This window comes from Bacillus cereus group sp. N8 (assembly GCF_016483685.1).
GTDB lineage: Bacteria > Bacillota > Bacilli > Bacillales > Bacillaceae_G > Bacillus_A > Bacillus_A proteolyticus.
Genome location: NZ_JAEHBK010000011.1, coordinates 138,932 through 160,540, shown reverse-complemented (window position 1 = coordinate 160,540; position 21,609 = coordinate 138,932). Strand labels below are relative to the sequence as shown.

Below are 21,609 nucleotides of genomic sequence, written 5' to 3'. Positions count from 1 at the left end.
ATAATGTTGGTTTCTTAAAATTTCCTTAACGATTTAAATAAAAAACACCGCTCATCATGAGCGGTGTTTCTCTATGCATTTTGTAATTGTACTTCTTCACGTTCCATTACTTTTCTTAGCACAATTGTTTGTGTCATTGTAAATAAATTACCTGTAATCCAATACAGCACAAGTCCTGATGGCGCCGCAAATCCCATAAATAGAATCATTGCCGGCATCATAATTTGCTGCACCTTCAGCATCTGCACTTGCTCTCCAGGCGTTATATTTGATTGGAATACCTTCATCTGGATAAATGTCGTTAACGCTGCAATAATCGGTAATATATGATATGGATCTGCATGTCCTAAGTTCACCCATAAAAATGAAGATGTACGAATCTCTTCAGTTCGGCTAATCGCATAATACAAAGCAGAGAAAATCGGCATTTGTATAAAGATTGGCCAGCAACCAGCTAACGGATTCCAACCACCTGATTTCATTAGTTCTGACATTTCTTTTTGATACTGCTTTTGTTTTTCAATATCTTTACCCACATCACCGTGTTTCTTTTTCAGCTTCTGTAATTCAGGTTGCATTTTTTTCATTTTCATTTGACTACGATATTGCGAAACAGCTAACGGAATCAGTGCTGAACGAACAACAAGCGTAATGACAATGATCGCAATCCCAAAGCTTCCACCAGATATATGATGAGCAACAAATTGAATCATATACGATATTGGATATACGAAATAATGGTTCCAAATTCCCGTACTATGTGAATCTATTGTGCCTGCATTACTGCAACCAGATAAAACAAAAACAAGTAATAATGATAAACTAATGAGCGCAGCTCGGTTTGATTTTAACATGTTCATTCCTCCAATGTTTCGTAATTAATTAGCGAAACATTGGTGTATACGGGCCTACCTCGTCACTCTCTCCACTCGATTCTTGTCTGCGGACAGAGCGAATCATTCCATATTTATAAAAAATCGAGAAAAGCGGTACATTTCCGATACCCTCTTCACACGTATCAACTAGTTTAAAAGCTCTCTGTCTACCGCTCGATGCTTGCTGACGTACGAAACGAGAAACGTTAGCAAGAAAAAAGACTTCTAATACACAAAGTGCTGTCGTTACAAACGATATATACAGAAGTGCATCCTGCAATAAAAATTCCATCGCTTCACATCCTTAATAAAGTCATTTTAGCACATTCAACAAACATTCTCTATTTCCTTTTATTTTCAAAAATGAATTTTGCATATTTTCTCAAAAAATTATGCTAGAAAATCAATGTATTCGCTTTCTTTAGTATATTCACACGTATCTTTGAATAGGTTTAATTTTTTAGAAATTTATAAAATTTTTGCATTATAATAAAACTATTGCCAGTTTTTGAAAAAAGCTTTATTCTCTTCTTGTAATCAAAAATGAATATGGAGATGAAACATACTATGGGTCAACTAGGAGACGCCGATTACGTTCCCGACACCGCCTTTTTATCCTTCCCAGCAGCTAAAACATTTCATTTAGAATTTATCATACAGTTAGTTGTTATTTTTATAGCTTCTATTTTGTATGCAATTTCTATGAATATGTTTTTTATCCCGCATAATATGATTAGCGGTGGGTTCGCTGGTGTAGGGATGATTATCGGTTATTTAATGCACTACAATATCGGAGCACTTATCTTTTTACTAAACATTCCGCTTCTTATTTTAAGTCACTTTTACTTAGGTAAGAAGACAACCTTTTTAACGGCATACTTTGTAGCTGTATCATCTTTAGCGATGAACATTATCCCAGTACACCAAGTTTCAGACGATATTTTACTTTCTTCTGTATTCGGTGGTGTCATCTGCGGTGCTGCCTCAGGAATCATATTCCGATTTGCTTCTTCAACAGGTGGTTTTGATGTTGTTGGATTGATTGTAGCGAAACATCGCGATGTTTCAATTGGAGCAATCATCTTTGGATTCAACTTAATCTTACTTGTTGCAGCAGGATTTATTTTCGGATGGGATATTACACTTTATACGTTAATTAGTCGGTTTGTAGTCAGCAAAGTAATTGATGCCGTGCATACAAAACATATTAAATTAACGATAATGACAATTACAGAAAAAGGTGAGGAAATAAAAAGCTCACTATTACATCACGGCATACGTGGCGTAACAATGGTAGATGCTGTCGGCGGCTATACAAACCATAAGAAAAAAATGATTTACACTGTCGTAACTCGCTACGAGTTGGGCGAAATGAAACGTATTATCCGCCAAGTGGATAATAAAGCATTTATGAACATTACTGAAACCGTTGAAATTGTCGGCCGTTTCAAACGTATATAAAAAAGCGCAAGGAACTATAATTCCTTGCGCTTTTTATTTTTTACACTTATTACAAAATCAGATAATTCTATTATTGTATCACTAAATGTGTTATAATAAAATTAGACTTACAAAAAAGAGTATATAGACTTGGAAGTTTCTCTTATTTTTATAAGCAAAAAGAAACGAGCAGTCGGGTATATTTCAGACACCATACACGTAACGGTTTTCAAAAAGCCGATCATCTTAGTTATTCTTCACTGATCTTTTTATAAAAAGATACGTACAACTAAAATTCACTTCAATATACTATACCTACCTTTTTGACTTCCAAATCATCTTATTACATAGGGAGATGAACATATGAATCAATATATACGATACACACTAGCTGCCTTATTTGCCATCGGCGGCGGCGTGATCTGCTTCTGGACAAACACTCAGCTTGGAGAGAATATCATTTTTAATGGAATCGAGACACTTGTAAGCGCTTCAATTTTAGGCGGATACATTTTCTTCCTCTTCAATCCAGAAGAAAATGCTCAAAAAACAATGTTATTAACAATGATCGGAATCGTTGGTGGATGTATTTCCTACTCAATGACAAACTATACATTACCACTTCAATTAAGCTCAGCTTTCTTCCACGGTCTTTGGACTTGGTTCATTGCATTCTGCCTAGCAGATGTATTCAACCTATTACAAGACACTGAAGAAGATAGCGGTCGCCAAATTGAAAGTAACTCTTAAGCTGGAAGATATTCTTCCAGCTTTTTTAGATTGGTTTACATACCCCTATTGGTATTACTCGAAATATATCAACGATTATTTCATGATACCGACGTTTCGACACAACATATCGATTTACCGAAATCCTTCGACACCCTAAAAGCAACACATACCCTATCCTCCAAGCAGCTTACTGCCGAATTCTACGATTAAAAAGATAACTAATAAGATCGCGAGTATCTTTAATGCTACATATGCTACTTTAAAAACAACATAAATGAGCAAGACTATCAAAATAATAGATAAAATTTCCATATTCACTTCCTCCAAGCTTTGCTCTTCTTATCTCATTTTACTCGCCCCAGACTGTTTATGGAACGACATAAGATGACATATAAAAAAGAGGATACCTCACCCATCGTAAGATACCCTCTCTTTCAGCTGCTCAAACCATTCTCTCTCTAATTTTAAATATCCCATCTCACTCTTCTCGGCGCTCTTTAATTCTTTATCAGTTTTCTTCATATAAGTACGGGAAGCTTCCATATCGCCCTCTAAATATTTAATAATTCCATGTGTACGGTAATATCCGTTTAGGTCCATTTTGGTAATGGCCTTTGCATGTTCCTTTGCTTCTTGTAAAGAAAGACTATCCATCTGATAAAGGGCTTTATATAAAAGATACCAACTATGAAAACTACTAACGAAAAACTTATTTTCTTTCGTTACAGGTAGTTGAATAATTCGTTCTATATGCGGTATCGCTCTTTCCATTCCCTCTTGATCCGCACGAGCAAAAAAGACGAGCATAAGCCTACTCATTATCTCTCTTATCCCTTTATTCTCTTTTATTTTTTCCTCACTCAGTTCTACTAATCTTTCATCCCAATCTTTCGGTCTTTTATAACTAAATAACTCACTCGATATTTGAATCTCATATAAATGATTTCTAGCTCTTTCATCATCTTTAATTAAAATGAGAAATTGCATACCATCACTCATAAGCGTTCCTTTTATCGGCACAATTGTAACCGCAAAGATTGCAAAATGGAAAAAGGAAAAATATAAAAGATATTGATAATAACTTACCATATATATGTAACCTGAAGTAATACCGAATAGTAAACTTGTAATCGGTCCACCTAAAGTGAGCCATGCCCATTTTTTCGAAAGATTCGGTGTCTCTATAGAAGGTGGTACTAGTGTTGCAACGCCTCCAAAGTATGCCCATAATTTATTTTCTCGAATGCGTAATTTTCCCTTTTCTTTTTGAATAGTAATGGGTCCTACTGTCATAAATTTAAATGTCAAACCACCTATTACACCAAATGCTACATGTCCTAGCTCATGAATGGCTAACACTAACAATGAAATTCCAACTATTGCCCATAGGTTCAAAATTACTTCTAATTTCCCAGTTCGGATTACTCCGTATAAAATGGACAAAACTAACGCCGCCGTCATGGAACCAGCTGGCCTTCTTAAAATATCCACCTTTTTCTCCCCTCAATAAATCATCTTTTTATGCATTTCATACATATATGTTCCAACATGTAATACCCAAACGAACGAAATCATAATGACCATAAAGAAGTCTTTTCCATCTAAAATTGCATACGCAATCGCCGCCAACCACGCACAAGCAAGTGTCATATTTGTATATTGATATGCCTTATATCCCGCTTCATGAACAATTTGCTTTTGCCCTTCATCTGCATTCTTTGCCCACATTTCCATTGACTGAGAATACGTAACACTCTGTTCTGGATATAGAGCGTTATACCTTTTCCTCATTACAAATCCTAACCAAGTTATAGCGATAAAGCACACTGTAGATACTACAATACTTACACTAACAAAGAGCAAGTTCCCCTCACTTGTATACGTTCTATAAAAAGCGATAACTGAGCAAACAAACCATGATGGAATAACAATTTCCATTACTCGAAAATAAATAAGCGCTATCCCTAATCTTCGTCCCTTAACATTTTCTTCTTCATCTTTCGTTTGTGCGAGCGCTCTTGTACGCTTCCAAATATAATACATAACCGCTATGCCAAATACACTCATCATAACAACGCTAATAACAGGAGATATTTTGCTAGTACCCACTGTTGCGATATCCCCTACTACATACCCTATAAACCCACCAAAAATTGCTCCTACTAACAACTTCAATATAGCCGTCAGTTTCCCATTCCCCTTACTCCCCATCTCCATCTTCCCCCTCCACTAACATAAATATCTCCTCCACCGGCGCTCCAAAAATTTGTGCGATTTTTAACGATAACACAATAGATGGCGCATAATCCCCACGCTCAATTAAACTAATGGTTTGCCGTGATGAGCCAATCGCTTTACCTAACTCACCTTGTGATAAACGATGCTTTGCTCGAAATTCTCTCACCCGATTTTGAAGCTTCATATTTTACCTCTTTTTCTTTTATTTAATTAAAATTGTAAATAATATCCTGATAAATGTCAATTATCATTGTCATTTTGACGTAGATACATGTCAAAAATACATATATATTATACTAGATATAACGTATATAATAATTTTTAAGAACTACATAATTGAGGTGTCTCATGGATAAAAAAATGGTCTTTCCTTACGCTATTATTAAATTTTCAGCGGCCTGTTCTCTCTTTTTTTCTTTTTTATTATTTTTCTTTATAGGAAGTGATATGAACTTCTTTAAAACTTCCGCATACTTAACTGGATTTTTATATAATTTTTGGTTTTACCTTCTTTTCTTCTACGCAATTTTATGCTCGCTTGTAATTGACAAATTAAGTTCAAAACATAATAGTACGCCAAGAAAAGTTTTGCTTTATATTCTATCTGGTTACTTATTCTTTCTTCCATTTCATATATACAATGGAGGAGATATTATTCTAACTTTCCTAATTGGATCTGTAGGGGCAATTTGTTCACTTTTCTTTTATTTATGTACATGTATAGCAAATAAATCAAAATGGTTTCGATATATGACCGCTATTATCATTCCTATTTTATTCATTGCAATATGCGCTATTGATTTTACCCAAAAAGAACAATGGGTTGAGCACAGTACAAAAAATACATTTGAGGCGGATTTCTCATATTTTAACGGCACACATAAAATACCCGTTTATGTAAAAAAAGGAGAAACAATTGAGGTTAACGTAAACTTTCTTATTACTGAAAATAGCGCCTATCAAGGTTATAGCACTTACTTTTCTAGTGAATTTAATAAATATGAACCTATGTCCATACTAAGCAATGATACTTACGAACTTTCACCTAGTAAAACGGGGACATATTATATAGTAGTGACCGGTTACGGTATCGAGGGAAAGATAAAAGCAAACTGGAAAATAAAGTGAAACTTTAATCAGTGGGGGTTTTTTTCATCTCCCACTGATTATTAGCCCGCACCAATCGGGCCTTTACGGGCAGTTAATGCGGGATAAAACAAAAAGGCAGTGCTTTTGCACTGCCTCCCTAAAATCTGACATAGAATGGATTCCATATTAACTTGCGTTTTGTAAAAATACTCGTTTTAGTTGCTTGCGGAAACGAACGCTTAACGTAATTGCTACAATGACAATGGCTCCGAAAATGATTTTGCCGATATGCTCTTCCAATAATCCGAAAATATCATGTAAGTTACCACCTAACCAGTAGCCACCGATTAAGAAAAATGATACCCAGAATAAAGCACCTGAATAAATTGTAATCGCAAAACGGCGAAACGGTAAGTTAATGATACCTGCAAAGTATCCTGTAAAATGACGTACTCCAGGAATGAAGAAACCGATAAAGATAAGGAAATATCCGTATTTATCGAACCACATTCTCGTTAAATCAATTTTTCTTTGTGTTAAAAATACATACTTCCCATACTTTTGAACAAAAGGCATACCGAGCTTATTCCCTAAAAAGTATTGAATCGTCATTCCTACACTTGTCCCAATAAAGGATAGGATAATTAAAATAGGTAAACTTAGATCACCCTTCTGTGCTAAAAATCCCGCATATGCTAATGTTGGCTCTCCCGGAAACGGAAGCGCAATATATTCTAACAGCAAGCCTACAAGCACTACATAATACCCGTATTGCTGAAATAATTCATGAACCCATTCCATGTCATCTCTCCTTTCACTCACGTACAACTTCTTACTACATATTGTATAAAAAAATTGTCGAAATAACTATCACAATAGCTTACATTTTTATTACATTTTTGTAAGGCTCGCACTAACGTTTTCTGTTCTTTATTTAATTATCGCTTTAAAACGAGATGATACCTATCTATTACACTGGATAGGTACATTAATATACAAATTCCATCCAGTTTTTAGCACTTGGAAATCGCCTCATTTTGTTCTCTATAAAAAACCATAACAAACTCATACTAACTTCATATTAGCTTCATATACGTATTGTAAGATTATATCGGAATTTGTTGAAAACTTTTATTACTATATTACCTAAACATTAAATTGAATAAATATAAATCGCTTTCTGAAAATGAAAAAAGGGAGAATAGGAATGGAAGCTTATACAATGCACGATTTTATTAATACCAATATTGAATCTCATCCAAATGAAACGATTTTTAATTTACACATAAGCCAAACAAATGAATTTGACGTAAGCTTAACAAAATCTACAACACTATCCTTTATCATTTCTAGAAAGAATATTAAGATTGTCACGAAAAAATGGATTAATTCTAATCACGAAAGCATGATTGGAAAAAGTTATATCATTCCAACTAAAGCCTTTCATTATTTCTTACCTATCATTTCTGAAACAGAAGATGAAATGAACATTCAAGTACAGAGCTTTGGACTATACGGCGAACTTCTACTAAATGAAAGATTACTTATTGATAAAAACAACAAATATAATACAAAAATCACTAATTTTTTTGAATCACTAAATGAAAACGTACATCAAGCATTACGCGGATTACAAATTCGGTGTATGTAATACTACTAAAATAGTAAAAGGAGAATATAATGAAAAAATTACTAGTAACTATAATGTTATCGTTAGGTTTTTTAACTGTTCCATATATGTCTGCAGAAGCAGCTTCAACTAACGAACAGCTTATCGTTGACACGAAATTAAATAAAATGGATTTCTATCAAAATGGAAAGTTTATAAAAAGCTTCTCTGTCGCTACTGGAAAAGTTGCAACGCCTACACCGAAAGGTACTTTTCAAGTGGTAAACAAAATTAAAAACCGTCCTTATTATACAGGACATATTAAAGGCGGCGATCCACGTAATCCACTCGGTGATCGTTGGCTCGGATTAAATATGGCAGGAACATACGGAACAACGTATGCAATTCACGGCACTAACAATAATCAAGCGATTGGTAAAGCTACAACACTCGGCTGTATTCGCATGTATAACAACGATATACATTGGTTATTTGAACGTATCCACGATCGTGCCACTGTCACTGTAAAATAACCTATGAACCAGATTTACATGTAGCCAAGAATTTTATATCTTGGCTTATTTTATTTATTCATTTACAGTAGCGGAACAACTATACTTGCATATATAATGAAGGTAGACTGCGCTAAATAGTGTCTGAACATTGATAAACATGGATATTAAAATTATACAGTTATAAATTTTACATTGCACTCTATAATAGAACTACTGTGATTCTAAAATATTCAGTTCCAATAAACAATTCCCCTTGCTACTTTTATGATTACTTTATAGCGGGGGCTTATTATATGTATATATAACCTGAGTCATCCAAAAATGAAGAATTCGAATATTGCGGTAAAAGCGTTATTTAGGAGGTGTTACTATGACGCATATACTGGTGATTGAAGACAACCCAGATATACAAGAACTTATTCGTGAATTTTTAACTGCCCAAAATTTTACCGTTGATGTGGTTGGCGCTGGAACGGAAGGAATTCTTCTTTTCCAAAAAAATTCATACGACCTTGTCCTCCTTGATGTAATGTTACCAGATATAGATGGTTATAGTATTTGTAAAATTATGCGAGGACAGTCTGATATACCAATTATTATGTTAACAGGCTTACATAATGAAGAAAGTGAAATTAAAGGGTTTGAGTTGGGCGTTGATGACTATATTACGAAACCGTTCCATTACACGGTATTTATTAAACGCGTAGAAGCTGTATTAAGAAGGACAACAACGAAGGAAACCGAAACTGCAACTATACTACAATTCCATGAATTGATGTTAAATTCTACAGCGTATGCGGCTTATGTTCATGGCAATCAAATTGAACTAACAACTAAAGAATTTGAGATCATATATACTTTGTTACAAAATCGAGGAAAAGTATTATCAAGAAGTGATTTATTAAATAAGGTATGGGGCTATGAACATTATGGTGATGTAAGAGTTATAGATACACATATTAAAAATTTAAGAAAAAAATTGAGGATCCCTTATATTAAAACGGTGAAAGGCATTGGCTACAAAATCGAAGCATAGCAAGGATAACATCACCAAAAATATTTTCATCAAAACCTTATTGTTTTGTGTTCTTTTATCATTTTGCCTGTATCAAATTATTTATTTTCTAGCTTTAAACTATGATAAAGAGCATTATGCGAAAAAAACTGAAACTCCAACTGCGGAACATGCGGATTCAGTTACGAAAAATGAACAAAATAAAGTTGTTTCAGAGGGTAGCATCTCAAATTTCCAGTCATCTATTATAGATTTCAAAACACTCTCTACAGCTATTAATCATCTTTTGCAAACTAGCCAAACTGTAGCTGCAAAAGAAAATGCAGCAAATCTTTCGGAGGAAAGTAACAAAACTGAATCACATACTAAAGCGGAACAAACAGCCGCTAACCCTACTTCCTTACATACACAAAATGCAGCAAAGAAAACAAATGAAACACATGATAGTCCAAGTTTAGCAGATGCCTTGCAACAATTAGCTCCAAATATTGGTGCAACAATGCTTGCATTATCTCTGCTCGGTTCTTTAATTTATGCCAAACTAATTGCCAAACCTTTTCAATATATGAGCGATACTTTAAAAGATATTATAAATCTGGACTTTTCAGATAAACAATCACCTAACAAAAATACAGATCAAACAGATTTCAATTTGCAAGTAGCGGCTTCACAAGTCCCAACTATTGTGAAAAATCTACATGAAACAAATAAAGATTTACGAAATGAGCTCAAGAAAGAACAACAATTAGAACAATCTCGTAAAGAATTTATGTCTATGGTATCCCATGAATTAAAAACACCTATCGCAGTCGTTATGGGACAACTAGATGGCATGATTCACGGAATCGGTGCATACAAAGATAGAGACAAATATCTAAAACGATCCTACGAGATGATGCAAGATATTAACATATTAACGGAAAAGATGTCAGAATTATCCAAAATACAAAATCCTCAATTCAAACCGAATTTAGAAGTTGTTTCACTATCTAACATCATTGAGGACGTTATGCGGAAAGTAGATTATTTTATATCTGTAAAGCAATTAACTGTTCAATCTAACATTAAACAAGATGTAATAATTTTAGCTGATCCTAAATTTATTCAAACTGCTATTTTTAATATTATTTCAAATGCAATTCACTATACAATCGATCATCAGCATGTATATATAAAGCTTTATGAAAAACCAAACGGTTACGCATTAGAGGTTTTAAATACAGGTTCACAAATAGATGAGGACAAACTCGATCATCTATTTGAGCCTTTCTATCGCGCTAACCCTGGAAACAACGGTTTAGTACAAGGCAGCGGTCTTGGATTATATATTGTAAAACAAATACTAGATAAACATCAGTTTCCTTATGGAATACAAAACACACCTCAAGGTGTAAAATGCTCAATTGTCTTTCCAAAAGCAATGTAAACTACTACTATAATTTCATAACCCAAACTCATACTTCGTATGAGTGGCGGAATTTTGTAGAGTCTCTTACTCTGTTTCGTTCGCCCGTTGTCCTTATTAGGATAACGGGCGTTTTTTATTTATCCCGCTATTTGCGGGCAGTAAAACTCCCACCCAAAAATTCGGCTGGAGCAAAGAAGTTAGGTGGGAGTCAGGCTGCCCATAAACGCCCGATTGGTGAGGGCTGATAATCAGTGGGGGATGAACAAAACCCCCACTGATTAAAGTTTCACTTTATATAAGGAGGTTTTCTCATGGAGAAATTTAAGTATTCATTACTAGTTTTATTCGGCGCTTGTAGCTACGGCGTACTTTCAACTATTTTTAAACTCGGATTCATCGACGGATTTTCAGCACACCAACTACTAGGAGGACAATATGTCTTCGGGTGGATTGGTCTACTTTTACTCGTCCTTTTCTTTTCACGTCATAAAGTATCAAAAAAACAATTCTTTTCGTTACTAACAGTCGGCACAACTATGAGTATGACAGGTATTTTCTATGCTATTTCTGTAGAAGAACTGCCAGCCTCTATCGCTGTCGTTTTACTCTTTCAGTTCACTTGGATTGGTGTAGTCATCGAAGCGATTGCCAACCGCACATTCCCAAGCCGTGAAAAAGTTATATCTATTATTATTTTGTTTACTGGTACATTGTTTGCTGGTGGAGTATTTGAAGGACTTGGACAAAACTTTTCGACGAAAGGTATTATCTTCGGGCTATTAGCTGCCGTCTCTTTCTCATTCTATGTATTTGCAAGCGGGCGCGTCGCTACAGATGTTCCGCCTTATACAAAAAGCTTTCTTATGACAACGAGTGCTACTCTTATTGTATGCTTATTTTTCCCGCCTACCTTTTTAACGGACGGCGCTTTACAAGCAGGCCTATGGAAATATGCTTTCTTTCTTGGACTGTTTGGAGTTATTGTACCTGTCATTTGTTTTTCAATTGGTGTACCGAAAGTCGGAACGGGGCTTGGTACAATATTAGGTGCAGCAGAATTACCAACAGCAATTATCGCTTCTATTACACTTGTTCATGAAGTTGTATCACTCATGCAGTGGATAGGAATTGTGTTTATATTACTCGGTATTTTTACACCACAACTACTTACTGCTAGGAAAGAAAAAAAACATAATCGTGTGCATAGTGCGTAAACAATACAAACAAAGTTACAATATGATGTAAACTTTTTTGGGAGGTATAAATGACTATTTTAAGCATAGTATGGTTTTCTATTATGTGTATCTTCTTCCTAATACGATACCTGAAAGAAAAGAAATTTTACGATTTTCTCCTAATTCCTATTTGCATATATGCAGGGGCAGTGAAAACTCCTTTAGTAGAGTACTTAAACTTTAACGATACATTTAAAATAACATATGATATTGCAGCTATTATTCTCGTAATCCTTGCTGTACTTTTCTTTTTGAAAGATAAGAAAGAGGGATATACAGCATAATAGAAAAGGGATGTTCCATTAATCAGGAACACCCCTTTTCTTTATGCAGTACATGAGATTATATCGGTGTTTTTTCAAATATATCGATTTTTTAAAAAAGAAGACTATTCGAAAATCTCTTCTTTTCCACTTCATCACACCATACAAAATCAAACATCAATTCAAAAAGAACAGGAAATCTCATCCTCCTGCCGAATAAGTATAAGTTCACAAAAGGAGTGATAAAATTGAATCAAAAACAACTAAGCACGATTAATGAAAAAAGCTGGAATGCAGCTGCTTATGAAGCTTGGACGAATCGTCACGGCACACCGACAGAATATGCAAAAAAACTCATGCAAGATCCTGTTCATGAAGTCTCCTACTATTTACCTTACATACAATCTCCAAAAGGAAAGCGTATTATTAATTTACTCGGATCAAAAGGTAACAAAGCAGTTGCTCTCGCTCTTTTAGGAGCTGACGTAACGGTTGTTGATATTTCAGCAAGTAATGCAAAATACGCAAATGAACTTGCTGAAGCAGCCAGAGTTTCTATTCAGTACATCGTCTCTGATGTACTAGATGTAACTCTCCCTCAATCATTTGATATCGTATTACTAGAACTTGGTGTACTCCATTACTTTTTAGATTTAAAACCGCTCTTTACAAAAATCTCTCAATTACTAAAAACGGACGGAACATTTATCCTTCGCGATTATCATCCAATGTATACAAAACTATTAGGAATAGACCATCCATCATTTCGAGCAAGTGGAAGTTATTTTGATGAAGAATTAATTAAAGATGATGTTGCTTACAGCATTCTTCTTACAGAAGCACAAAAAGAATCTTTACCGAAAACAACCATCCGCCGCTGGACGTTAGGAGAAATTGTTACAACGCTCGCGGAAGAACATTTTAAAATTGAAAAACTAGTTGAAGAACACGGGTCTCATCAAAGATGGGTCTTCCCTTCTACGGCACCAGAAGGAATTGAAGAACGAATACCCGGTCTATATACAATAATTGCGACAACATGCAAAAAAGGATCCCTTCACGGATAGGATCCTTTTTGCATGCTCGCGCATATAAGTTGAGGTTGGAGATTACCATAATTCTGTAGAATAGGACACAAGATATTTCAACATTCGTCTCTGACTTACGTCGTCAAAAAGGGGTATGACCAACATAACGAAGAGTAATGTTTCAGTTGATAGTGATAATCGTTATCAACTAATTAGAAGTATACATGATGTTATTTCAAATTACAATAGGATTTCTAATATTTATTTATGAATTTTTGGATATACAAATGTATACATTTAAATAACATTTACTTGTACTCATCTGCCCTTTTCCATTATCCGCTATAATTTTTGTTTCTCCGAGAGGAATATTTTTTTTGAGCTCATTTCCTGCACTTATCCCGCATATCCGTTATAATGAGAACCGATATCATTAATATTTAGGGGGTGCTACACATGTCACAACAAGCATTTGAAGAAAAGTTATATGCGAACTTAGAAGCTGTTATTGACCCTGAATTAGGTGTTGATATTATCAATCTCGGATTAGTTTATGACGTTACAGCGGATGAAAATAATAATGCTGTCATTACAATGACGATGACTTCTATCGGTTGTCCAATGGCTGGCCAAATCGTATCCGACGTTAAGAAAGTATTATCAACGAATGTACCTGAAGTAAATGAAATAGAAGTAAACGTTGTATGGAACCCGCCATGGACAAAAGAACGTATGTCACGTATGGCAAAAATCGCATTAGGTGTTCGTGATTAAATAAGGAAAAGACCTGACAATCCAGTCAGGTCTTTTTTCTCTTATTATTTTACTCCTACAGCGTCATAAGCTTTTGTTACAGCTTGTACAGCTTTAGAGTTTTTACCGTATAAATCTTCTGCTGATTGAAGTGCTGCTTGACGCATCATTTTAAAGTCAGAGTTTGCAGTTAAATATTTAGTAAGAGCACGATAGTAAATTTTTTCTGTCGCTTCACGGCCCACTCCAGTTACTTTCACACCGTAATGAGTGCCGCCATCAGATACTAAATACGCTGCCTTATTATTAATACTACTGTTAATATGAACGCCGCCATTATCAGCTGTTCCAGTATAACGTTTATTGTAATGATCTGGGTAACCTTCACCAGGTTTTAATGGGTTCGGAATAGATGCTGGATCTTTCAGAGAACGAAGTGCATCACCAGGCTTACCAGGTGTATAAATATCAGCACCTAAATCCCAGCTCTTCTTCTCAACCATGACACCCATAATGTCAGATAACGATTCATTTAACGCACCTGATTCATTTTTATATACAAGGTTTGCTGTATGCTCAGTTACAGCATGCGTTAATTCGTGACCGATAACATCAAGTCCAGCGGATAATGGAATGAATGTCTTGCCATCACCATCACCATACATCATCTGAATACCGTTCCAAGCTGCGTTATTCCAAGATTCACCTACGTGAACAGTAGAAATAAGTTTCGCACCTTTATCATCGAAAGAGTTACGGTTAAATGTCTTTTTGTAGTAATCATATACTTTACCTGCATTCACATGCGCATCAACTGCCGCTTTATCTTCGAAGAACTTAGATTTACTTGCAATTTCTTCTCCTGTATATCCAAGAATTTGTGAGAATAAATTAAACCAGTTTTCATCCATATTCTCTGCATCAAATGTATGGACACCTTTTCCTCGTGTACCATCAAATAAGTTGAACGCTCCTGTTTTCGTATCTTGAGCAATTTCAAATGATTGTCTAGCGCCTAATACTCCGTAACCAAATCCAGTAATGTTATCTACCGCATTATATTTCTCAATAACATTCCCATTTGTTGCATCAACAAAGTAATGCCAATATCCTGGAGCTGGTTTTGAAACCGATGCTTTTACAAGATACGCAAGATAGTATTGACCATCTTTTTCATACACATATAAATCTTTTTTCACACCATCATAATTCTTTACTTTACCAATTTCTTTCTCAATATTAGCTTTTGCAATCGTTTCTGCTTGTTCTGCACTAATACTTGCAGATGCAGGAATATTTTTATCATCTAAACTCGGAATAACTTGTCCGAAAAATGCTTTTACATTATTTTCTTTATCAAGCGTAACTGTTTGATCTGAACCATACACAGGAATGTTATTATGCTTCTCAACTAACTTCACATGTGTTGTACCAGACTCAGCATCTTTTTCTTCACCAACGATATTGAAATGTTTGTCAATATTTCCCGCTAGTTTAAACATATCCTTTTTACTCTCTAAATATTGAAAGACTGTCTCTTTTTTATCTAGTCCTTCCGGCGCTTTCCATTCTTCACCTATGTAAGCTGGCGTTTTAAACTCTTGGTGATACTGGATCTTTTGCTCTTCTGCTTTCGTCGTAGTTGCTCCAAATGCCCCAAACCCACTTGCGATAACAGTTAATGCTAATGCTGATGAAATTACTTGCTTTTTCAATCTAACACTCCCCATTCCCCTAAAAGTTTTTAACACCTTTATAAAATTCTGAATAACTTTCCTGATACCTGTTTCCAAAAATTGAGAAAGTTTTTTCTGTTAATTTAACTCACACCAAAAAGGATATCATTTCCGATATCCTTTTTCCTATAACTTTTCATCCCACTATTCACATACTTAAAATCACCATGGATTAAAATTTCACTTTATTCCATTTTCATTTCAATCGCTAAGTAATGAGAGTTTTCTTTCGCTTGAATGCGAATCTCTTCTTCTACAGCCTCCGCTGCATCACGCGTTACGAGTGTTTCACCATTCACAACACTGCTACCTTCAATTTGTACAAGGTATAATTGACGTCCTTCTTGAACAGGAAACTGAATTTCTTTACCAGCCTCTAATGATAAAGAATATAAATTTGCATCTTGGTGAATATGAATTGGTGCATCTCCATCAAAAGGAGATACCATATGGAACCACTCCTTTTCACGTTTACTCCAATCAAATTTAAACTCACCATAGTTCGGTTTATGACCATCACGGTCCGGTAAAATCCAAATTTGTAATAACCGCAATGTTTCATTTCCTAAGTTATGCTCACTGTGAAATACACCAGTACCTGCACTCATATATTGAACGTGCCCACGCTCAATTGTCCCTCGGTTCCCCATACTATCTTCATGTGTTAATTCACCATCTATAACGTAAGAGATAATCTCCATATCACGGTGCGGATGCATATCAAAACCAGTTTGTGCCGCTATTAAATCATCATTCATAACACGTACTGCTCCAAAATTCATATTGTTTGGATTATAATAATTTGCAAAAGAAAAATGAAAATGTGTATTTAACCACCCGTGATTTGCTCTTCCCATATTTTTATGATCAACTTTTCTAAACATATCCTTCACCTCATATTATCTCGAAATCGAGATATTTATTTTTAATTTTTATCACTGCAACTTCTTCAGTAATTCTAATAATTGTTTTTGTTCTTCTCTATTTAGCTTATCAAATTGTTCTGCTTGAAATGTTTCTTGCGGCGGGACTATTTCTTCATATAGAACCTTTCCCTCTTTTGTTAATGAAATATATTTCGTGGTACCTTCTTGTTCACGCTGAATCCAATCGAGTTGCTCCATCTTATTTAAAAGTTGAGTAACATTTCCTTTCGTAACAAATAACTTATTTCCAAGCTCTTGCTGCGTTAAACGATCGTGTCCTCCAACTTGAACTAATACATCAAACTGAGCAGCAGATACATTCCACTTTTTCAAATGCTGATTCGTCTCACGAATACTTCTATTATAAAAGCGTGATAAACGAAACCATAATAGTAATCCAAGTCTTTCCTCTGCTTTCATTCCATCACCTCGCTCATTTGATACTATTAGTTTAGAACTAAACTTAATAAAGGTCAACTACTTATTTTTAATTAGCGACAAAACAAAAGCACAGCGCCCTTTCTCCACTATGCTTCAGATTAAATTTCTATTTTTATATTCATCTAGCTTCCTCTCCGCGAAATGCCTCGCATCTTTCTCGATCCATCTTTCCTCATATAGTTCATTTCCAACATATAGTACATCGTCCTTATGCTGCATCGCATGCCTGAATTCATGCAATAGCGTTTTGAGCACTTGTTCATACTCTTCCCACATACAAACGAAAATTAATTGCTTTTCTTTATGATAAAAACCACCTACTGGGAATAAAAATTCCTCTTCTTCTTCTCCTAATGATAAAAGTACATGATTCGCATCACACGTATCACAAAAAATAACTGGCGTTGTACTTATTTCAATAAGAGAAAATAAATCATTTCTTAACTTTTTGACATCCCAAGGAAGCTCCGAATCCAACACATACCAATTTTCAACTTGTTGATATACATTTTGAAACTGGAGTTCCATTTCTCTATAATCCCCTTTCCAAACACCCTTTTCCTATATGTATGCCACAATATGTAAAATATTAAACATCTCCTTCTCTAACAAATAACAACCAGTTATTGATTTCCCATAAAAAAAGGAATCTATTTAACTATAGATTCCTTCACGATAATGCTCTATATAAAATCCGACCTTAAACAGCAATTGTTTAAAATTTAGCTAGTCTTCGTATCCCACTTAAAGATTTTATTTAAAAATTTATATACATTCTTTGACTCTTTCGTAAGAAGTGGACCTAATATGGATAGTATAAGCACGTATAGTGCGGAGAATGGTTTCAATACTGACATTAAACCACCGGCGATGCCGATATTAGCCATAATGATGGAGAATTCTCCTCTTGAAACAATTGTTAATCCAATATTTGTTGACGCCTTATGAGATAATCCAGCTTGTCGTCCTGCAATCATCCCTGCTACAAAGTTTCCGATTATCGTCAGAAGTACAGCACCTAACGTTAACCATATTGCTCCGCCTAATGAGAACGGGTCTATACTTAATCCGAAACTGAAGAAGAAAATAGCTCCGAAAAAGTCTCTAAATGGAACAACAAGATGTTCAATTCTGTCACTATGCTCTGTCTCAGAGAAGACTAATCCTAAAAGAAGTGCTCCAATTGCTTCGGCAACGTGAATTGTTTCTGAAAAACCAGCGATAAAGAACAAAGAAGCAAATACTACAATAATGAAAATTTCATCTGAACTAATATTGAGCAATCTATTTAATAACGGCGTAGCCTTTCTAGCTACAATAAAGAATAGAAGCATGTATCCTAAAGCAATTCCAATTGAAGTGAGAGCCCCTAAGAAGGAAGCGTGATCCCCAAGGACTAAGCCAGAAACTACTGATAAATATACAGCAAGGAATATATCTTCAAACATAATAATTCCTAAAATTAATTCGGTTTCATTATTACCAGTTCTTCTTAAATCAACTAATACTTTTGCAACGATAGCACTAGAAGAAATCGTAATAATACCCGCAATAATTAAGATTTCAAGTAATGGGAAGCCCATTATAAATCCGTATAATAATCCAAGTGAAAAGTTAATTAAAATATAGATTGTTCCGCCAATCGCAATGGAACGTCCAGATTTAATTAGTTTTTTCATCGAAAACTCTAGTCCTAGGTAGAACAGAAGGAACAGAACGCCAATCCGTCCAAGGAAGGAAATTACACTTGCACTTTCAATAAATTTGAAATCGATAACACCTATTGTCGGCGCGTGTGGCCCCACTAACATCCCAAGAACAATTAGAAAAGGAATTACTGAGAATTTAAACTTTCCAGCAATGACTGCCGCAATTGCAACTAATACTAACGCTGTACCAACTTCAAAAATTAAAGTATCCATCTAGTCAGTCCCCCTATTCGAAAGTAATTCATTAATAATTTTTTTAATCTCTTCTCTCTCACCAGAAACTACAAGCATATCGCCTTCTTCAATTACCGTTTCTGGCCCTGGATTAAATAGCTTTTTCATATTCTTTTTCATAACTGCAATGATCGTTACACTATACGTTTTTCTTATTTCAAGATCGCCAATTGTTTTTCCAAGTGCTGGAGCAGCATTCTCCACTTTGAACCACTCAATCGCTAAACCTTCAAAGACCATCTCCACATTTTCTAACGCCCTAGGTTTATATACCATTCCACCTAATATTGCTGCAATTTGTCTTGCCTCTGAGTCACGTAATGAAATACTTGAGATGCTTTCTTCATGGTCTGAATCAAAATGATACATTTCTCTACGCCCATCATCATGAATGACAATCACCATCTTTTCGTTACCTTTCGTAACGATTTGAAATTTGTAACCAATACCCGGAAGTTCACTTTCTCTAATATTCATATTTAGCTCCTCCACAACAATTTTTATTTGAATTTTCTGTTTTTCTGTCTTTTGTTCATCCAATCCATTTTAGAAATTCTAACCATTCAGGATACCTGTGATTTGGAAATCTTTTATTGTAATAATAAGTGGCTCCTAAAAAGATACTTAAAGATGTAATGATAAAAAATAAATTACTTCTCATTTTCAAACTCTTAAGACTTACTTTCAATAAAGATTCTTCTTTCAAATTATCCCCTCTTTCTCGCTTTAAATTTAGTTTTTTAAAATGTAAATAATTCTAAAAATATTACGATGTAACATAATCATAACACAAAGTACGTTTAAGTAACATGATTTTTTAGAAAAATTGATTCCAGTATATTTTTTGCATATAATTTTCTTATTACGAAAAAAAGGAAGTGTATTATATGGTTGATATCTTTAGCAGATTCCTTGAGGTAACGAATAATATTTTATGGTCATATATTCTTATTGCAATGTTAATCGGCTTCGGTCTTTATTTTTCCTTTAAATTGAAGTTTGTCCAAATTACGCATTTCAGTGAGATGGTCAGTTTAATTAGTAAAGGATTCAATCGAAAAGAAAAGAAAAAAGATAGCATCTCTCCATTCCAAGCATTTTGCTTAAGTGCAGCAGCTCGTATTGGGATCGGGAACTTAGCTGGTGTAGCATTAGCCATTTCAATGGGTGGACCCGGCGCAATATTTTGGATGTGGTTTATCGCCATTATCGGTGCAGCTACTAGTTTTGTAGAATGTACTCTCGCACAAATTTATAAAGTAAAAGATGGAAACAGATTCCGTGGCGGCCCAGCATATTACATGGAAAAAGGATTAAACAAACGCTGGATGGGTGTCTGGTTTTCACTTCTCATTACAGTTGCGTACGGATTAATTTTCAATTCAGTACAAGCAAATACAGTAACAATAGCGTTTGAAAATGCTTTTGGACTAGAGCGAACGATCGTAGGAGCTCTATTAGCTTTATTAGTTGCAGTTATTATTTTTGGCGGTATTAAGAGCATTTCACGTATTACAGAAATGATCGTTCCTCCAATGGCAATTGTTTATATTGGTGTGGCTATTTTTGTCGTTATTAACAACTTCAATATGTTACCAAGCATTTTCATGGAAATATTTAACGGTGCATTCGGTTTAGATCAAGCCATCGCTGGTGGTATTGGAGCAGCAATCAAGTTCGGAATTCAGCGCGGTTTATTCGCGACAGAAGCAGGTATGGGTAGCTCTCCTAACGCAGCTGCAACATCAAATGTATCTCACCCTGTAAAACAAGGACTTGTTCAAGCATTAGGTGTTTTCGTAGATACATTCTTAGTATGTACATCAACAGCATTTATCGTATTATGTTCTGGACTTTACAAAGGATCAAATTTACAAGGAATTGAATTAACACAACAAGCATTAAGTTCACAAATTGGACCGTGGGCAAGTACTTTCTTAGCGATTATTATTTTCCTATTCGCTTTCAGTTCTTTACTAGGAAACTACTATTATGGTGAAACAAATATCGCATTCATTAAAGAAAGCAAAACATGGTTACTGATTTATCGTGTTGCAGTTGTCGGAATGGTGTTCTTCGGATCTATCGCTGCCCTTCAAACGGTTTGGAGTTTAGCTGATTTCTTTATGGGACTAATGGTATTTACAAACTTAATTGCCATCTCATCCCTTAGCAAGTTCGCCTATGCGGCATTAGTAGACTATATAAAGCAAAAGAAACAAGGAAAAGATCCTGTTTTCATTGCAAGTTCTATCCCTGACTTAAAGAATACAGAGTGCTGGGATGGACAGGATTCAGTAGAAAAACAACAGGCTGTATAACAACTAAAAGCGGAGGTGACTTGCTCAGAACAGGAAGGCGCG

At 35.0% G+C, this 21,609-nt stretch carries 25 protein-coding genes; 12 read left to right on the top strand and 13 right to left on the bottom strand.

The window, feature by feature from the left end:
- Positions 1-71 precede the first annotated feature (71 nt).
- Together JDS80_RS17705 and JDS80_RS17700 are read right to left on the bottom strand one after the other, a co-directional pair.
- Complete coding sequence (locus JDS80_RS17705; protein ID WP_071748118.1) at positions 72-854, bottom strand: membrane protein insertase YidC; 783 nt, start codon at positions 852-854, stop codon at positions 72-74.
- 28 nt (positions 855-882) lie between these two features.
- Positions 883-1,167 (bottom strand): hypothetical protein, encoded by a 285-nt coding sequence (locus tag JDS80_RS17700; RefSeq protein ID WP_002174090.1) that lies wholly within the window; start codon positions 1,165-1,167, stop codon positions 883-885.
- Positions 1,168-1,442: 275 nt separating this feature from the next.
- Between JDS80_RS17700 and JDS80_RS17695 the strand changes: the two genes are divergently transcribed.
- Together JDS80_RS17695 and JDS80_RS17690 are read left to right on the top strand one after the other, a co-directional pair.
- Positions 1,443-2,336, top strand: a complete 894-nt coding sequence (locus JDS80_RS17695; RefSeq protein WP_000530031.1) for a YitT family protein — start codon at positions 1,443-1,445, stop codon at positions 2,334-2,336.
- 342 nt (positions 2,337-2,678) lie between these two features.
- Positions 2,679-3,065 (top strand): DUF3938 domain-containing protein, encoded by a 387-nt coding sequence (locus tag JDS80_RS17690; protein WP_071748117.1) that lies wholly within the window; start codon positions 2,679-2,681, stop codon positions 3,063-3,065.
- 153 nt (positions 3,066-3,218) lie between these two features.
- Here JDS80_RS17690 and JDS80_RS17685 read toward each other — a convergent pair whose 3' ends face one another.
- The 4 genes from JDS80_RS17685 to JDS80_RS17670 all read right to left on the bottom strand — a co-directional run bounded on the left by JDS80_RS17685 (position 3,219) and on the right by JDS80_RS17670 (position 5,469).
- A complete protein-coding gene (locus tag JDS80_RS17685) occupies positions 3,219-3,359 on the bottom strand; it encodes a DUF3985 family protein (protein ID WP_071748116.1) in 141 nt (46 codons plus the stop codon).
- Between the two features lie 96 nt (positions 3,360-3,455).
- Positions 3,456-4,508, bottom strand: a complete 1,053-nt coding sequence (locus JDS80_RS17680) for a zinc metalloprotease (RefSeq protein ID WP_199639401.1) — start codon at positions 4,506-4,508, stop codon at positions 3,456-3,458.
- A gap of 42 nt (positions 4,509-4,550) precedes the next feature.
- A complete protein-coding gene (locus tag JDS80_RS17675) occupies positions 4,551-5,264 on the bottom strand; it encodes a DUF3169 family protein (RefSeq protein ID WP_084667604.1) in 714 nt (237 codons plus the stop codon).
- Positions 5,248-5,469, bottom strand: coding sequence for a helix-turn-helix transcriptional regulator (locus JDS80_RS17670; RefSeq protein WP_000776149.1), 222 nt, complete (start codon positions 5,467-5,469; stop codon positions 5,248-5,250). The genes JDS80_RS17675 and JDS80_RS17670 overlap by 17 nt, the downstream gene beginning before the upstream one ends.
- Before the next feature lie 566 nt (positions 5,470-6,035).
- On the opposite strand from JDS80_RS17670, the gene JDS80_RS31500 reads away from it, so the two are divergent.
- On the top strand, positions 6,036-6,413 hold the full coding sequence (locus JDS80_RS31500) for a hypothetical protein (RefSeq protein WP_242477372.1): 378 nt from the start codon (positions 6,036-6,038) through the stop codon (positions 6,411-6,413).
- A 147-nt stretch (positions 6,414-6,560) separates the two neighbouring features.
- On the opposite strand, the gene JDS80_RS17660 is transcribed toward JDS80_RS31500, so the two are convergent.
- Complete coding sequence (locus JDS80_RS17660; RefSeq protein WP_071748113.1) at positions 6,561-7,175, bottom strand: DedA family protein; 615 nt, start codon at positions 7,173-7,175, stop codon at positions 6,561-6,563.
- Between the two features lie 406 nt (positions 7,176-7,581).
- Between JDS80_RS17660 and JDS80_RS17655 the strand changes: the two genes are divergently transcribed.
- From JDS80_RS17655 to JDS80_RS17620, 8 genes are all read left to right on the top strand, one after another.
- Positions 7,582-8,025: a DUF3978 family protein gene (locus tag JDS80_RS17655; protein WP_071748112.1), complete on the top strand. Its 444-nt coding sequence runs from the start codon at positions 7,582-7,584 to the stop codon at positions 8,023-8,025.
- A gap of 29 nt (positions 8,026-8,054) precedes the next feature.
- A complete protein-coding gene (locus tag JDS80_RS17650) occupies positions 8,055-8,516 on the top strand; it encodes a L,D-transpeptidase (RefSeq protein ID WP_071770803.1) in 462 nt (153 codons plus the stop codon).
- Positions 8,517-8,868: 352 nt separating this feature from the next.
- Positions 8,869-9,534: a response regulator transcription factor gene (locus JDS80_RS17645; protein WP_071748110.1), complete on the top strand. Its 666-nt coding sequence runs from the start codon at positions 8,869-8,871 to the stop codon at positions 9,532-9,534.
- The gene (locus JDS80_RS17640) at positions 9,512-10,939 is read left to right on the top strand and encodes a sensor histidine kinase (protein ID WP_199639395.1); all 1,428 of its coding nucleotides are present in this window, start codon (positions 9,512-9,514) and stop codon (positions 10,937-10,939) included. The genes JDS80_RS17645 and JDS80_RS17640 overlap by 23 nt, the downstream gene beginning before the upstream one ends.
- A gap of 293 nt (positions 10,940-11,232) precedes the next feature.
- Positions 11,233-12,135: an EamA family transporter gene (locus JDS80_RS17635; RefSeq protein WP_000410493.1), complete on the top strand. Its 903-nt coding sequence runs from the start codon at positions 11,233-11,235 to the stop codon at positions 12,133-12,135.
- A 50-nt stretch (positions 12,136-12,185) separates the two neighbouring features.
- Positions 12,186-12,440, top strand: a complete 255-nt coding sequence (locus tag JDS80_RS17630) for a hypothetical protein (protein ID WP_199639394.1) — start codon at positions 12,186-12,188, stop codon at positions 12,438-12,440.
- Between the two features lie 227 nt (positions 12,441-12,667).
- A complete protein-coding gene (locus JDS80_RS17625; RefSeq protein ID WP_098888385.1) occupies positions 12,668-13,486 on the top strand; it encodes a class I SAM-dependent methyltransferase in 819 nt (272 codons plus the stop codon).
- Between the two features lie 417 nt (positions 13,487-13,903).
- Complete coding sequence (locus JDS80_RS17620; protein WP_070145396.1) at positions 13,904-14,221, top strand: metal-sulfur cluster assembly factor; 318 nt, start codon at positions 13,904-13,906, stop codon at positions 14,219-14,221.
- A gap of 44 nt (positions 14,222-14,265) precedes the next feature.
- Here JDS80_RS17620 and JDS80_RS17615 read toward each other — a convergent pair whose 3' ends face one another.
- The 6 genes from JDS80_RS17615 to JDS80_RS17590 all read right to left on the bottom strand — a co-directional run bounded on the left by JDS80_RS17615 (position 14,266) and on the right by JDS80_RS17590 (position 19,723).
- The gene (locus tag JDS80_RS17615; protein ID WP_071748105.1) at positions 14,266-15,915 is read right to left on the bottom strand and encodes a M4 family metallopeptidase; all 1,650 of its coding nucleotides are present in this window, start codon (positions 15,913-15,915) and stop codon (positions 14,266-14,268) included.
- A gap of 206 nt (positions 15,916-16,121) precedes the next feature.
- Positions 16,122-16,820: a pirin family protein gene (locus JDS80_RS17610; RefSeq protein WP_199639393.1), complete on the bottom strand. Its 699-nt coding sequence runs from the start codon at positions 16,818-16,820 to the stop codon at positions 16,122-16,124.
- 51 nt (positions 16,821-16,871) lie between these two features.
- Entirely contained in the window at positions 16,872-17,282 is a 411-nt protein-coding gene (locus tag JDS80_RS17605; RefSeq protein ID WP_199639392.1) for a MarR family winged helix-turn-helix transcriptional regulator, read from the bottom strand.
- Positions 17,283-17,396: 114 nt separating this feature from the next.
- Entirely contained in the window at positions 17,397-17,831 is a 435-nt protein-coding gene (locus tag JDS80_RS17600; protein WP_000422811.1) for a DUF3920 family protein, read from the bottom strand.
- Between the two features lie 194 nt (positions 17,832-18,025).
- Entirely contained in the window at positions 18,026-19,225 is a 1,200-nt protein-coding gene (locus JDS80_RS17595) for a cation:proton antiporter (protein ID WP_199639391.1), read from the bottom strand.
- Positions 19,226-19,723: a cation:proton antiporter regulatory subunit gene (locus tag JDS80_RS17590; RefSeq protein ID WP_001026071.1), complete on the bottom strand. Its 498-nt coding sequence runs from the start codon at positions 19,721-19,723 to the stop codon at positions 19,226-19,228.
- A 410-nt stretch (positions 19,724-20,133) separates the two neighbouring features.
- On the opposite strand from JDS80_RS17590, the gene JDS80_RS17585 reads away from it, so the two are divergent.
- A complete protein-coding gene (locus tag JDS80_RS17585; protein ID WP_199639389.1) occupies positions 20,134-21,567 on the top strand; it encodes an alanine/glycine:cation symporter family protein in 1,434 nt (477 codons plus the stop codon).
- Positions 21,568-21,609: the final 42 nt, after the last annotated feature.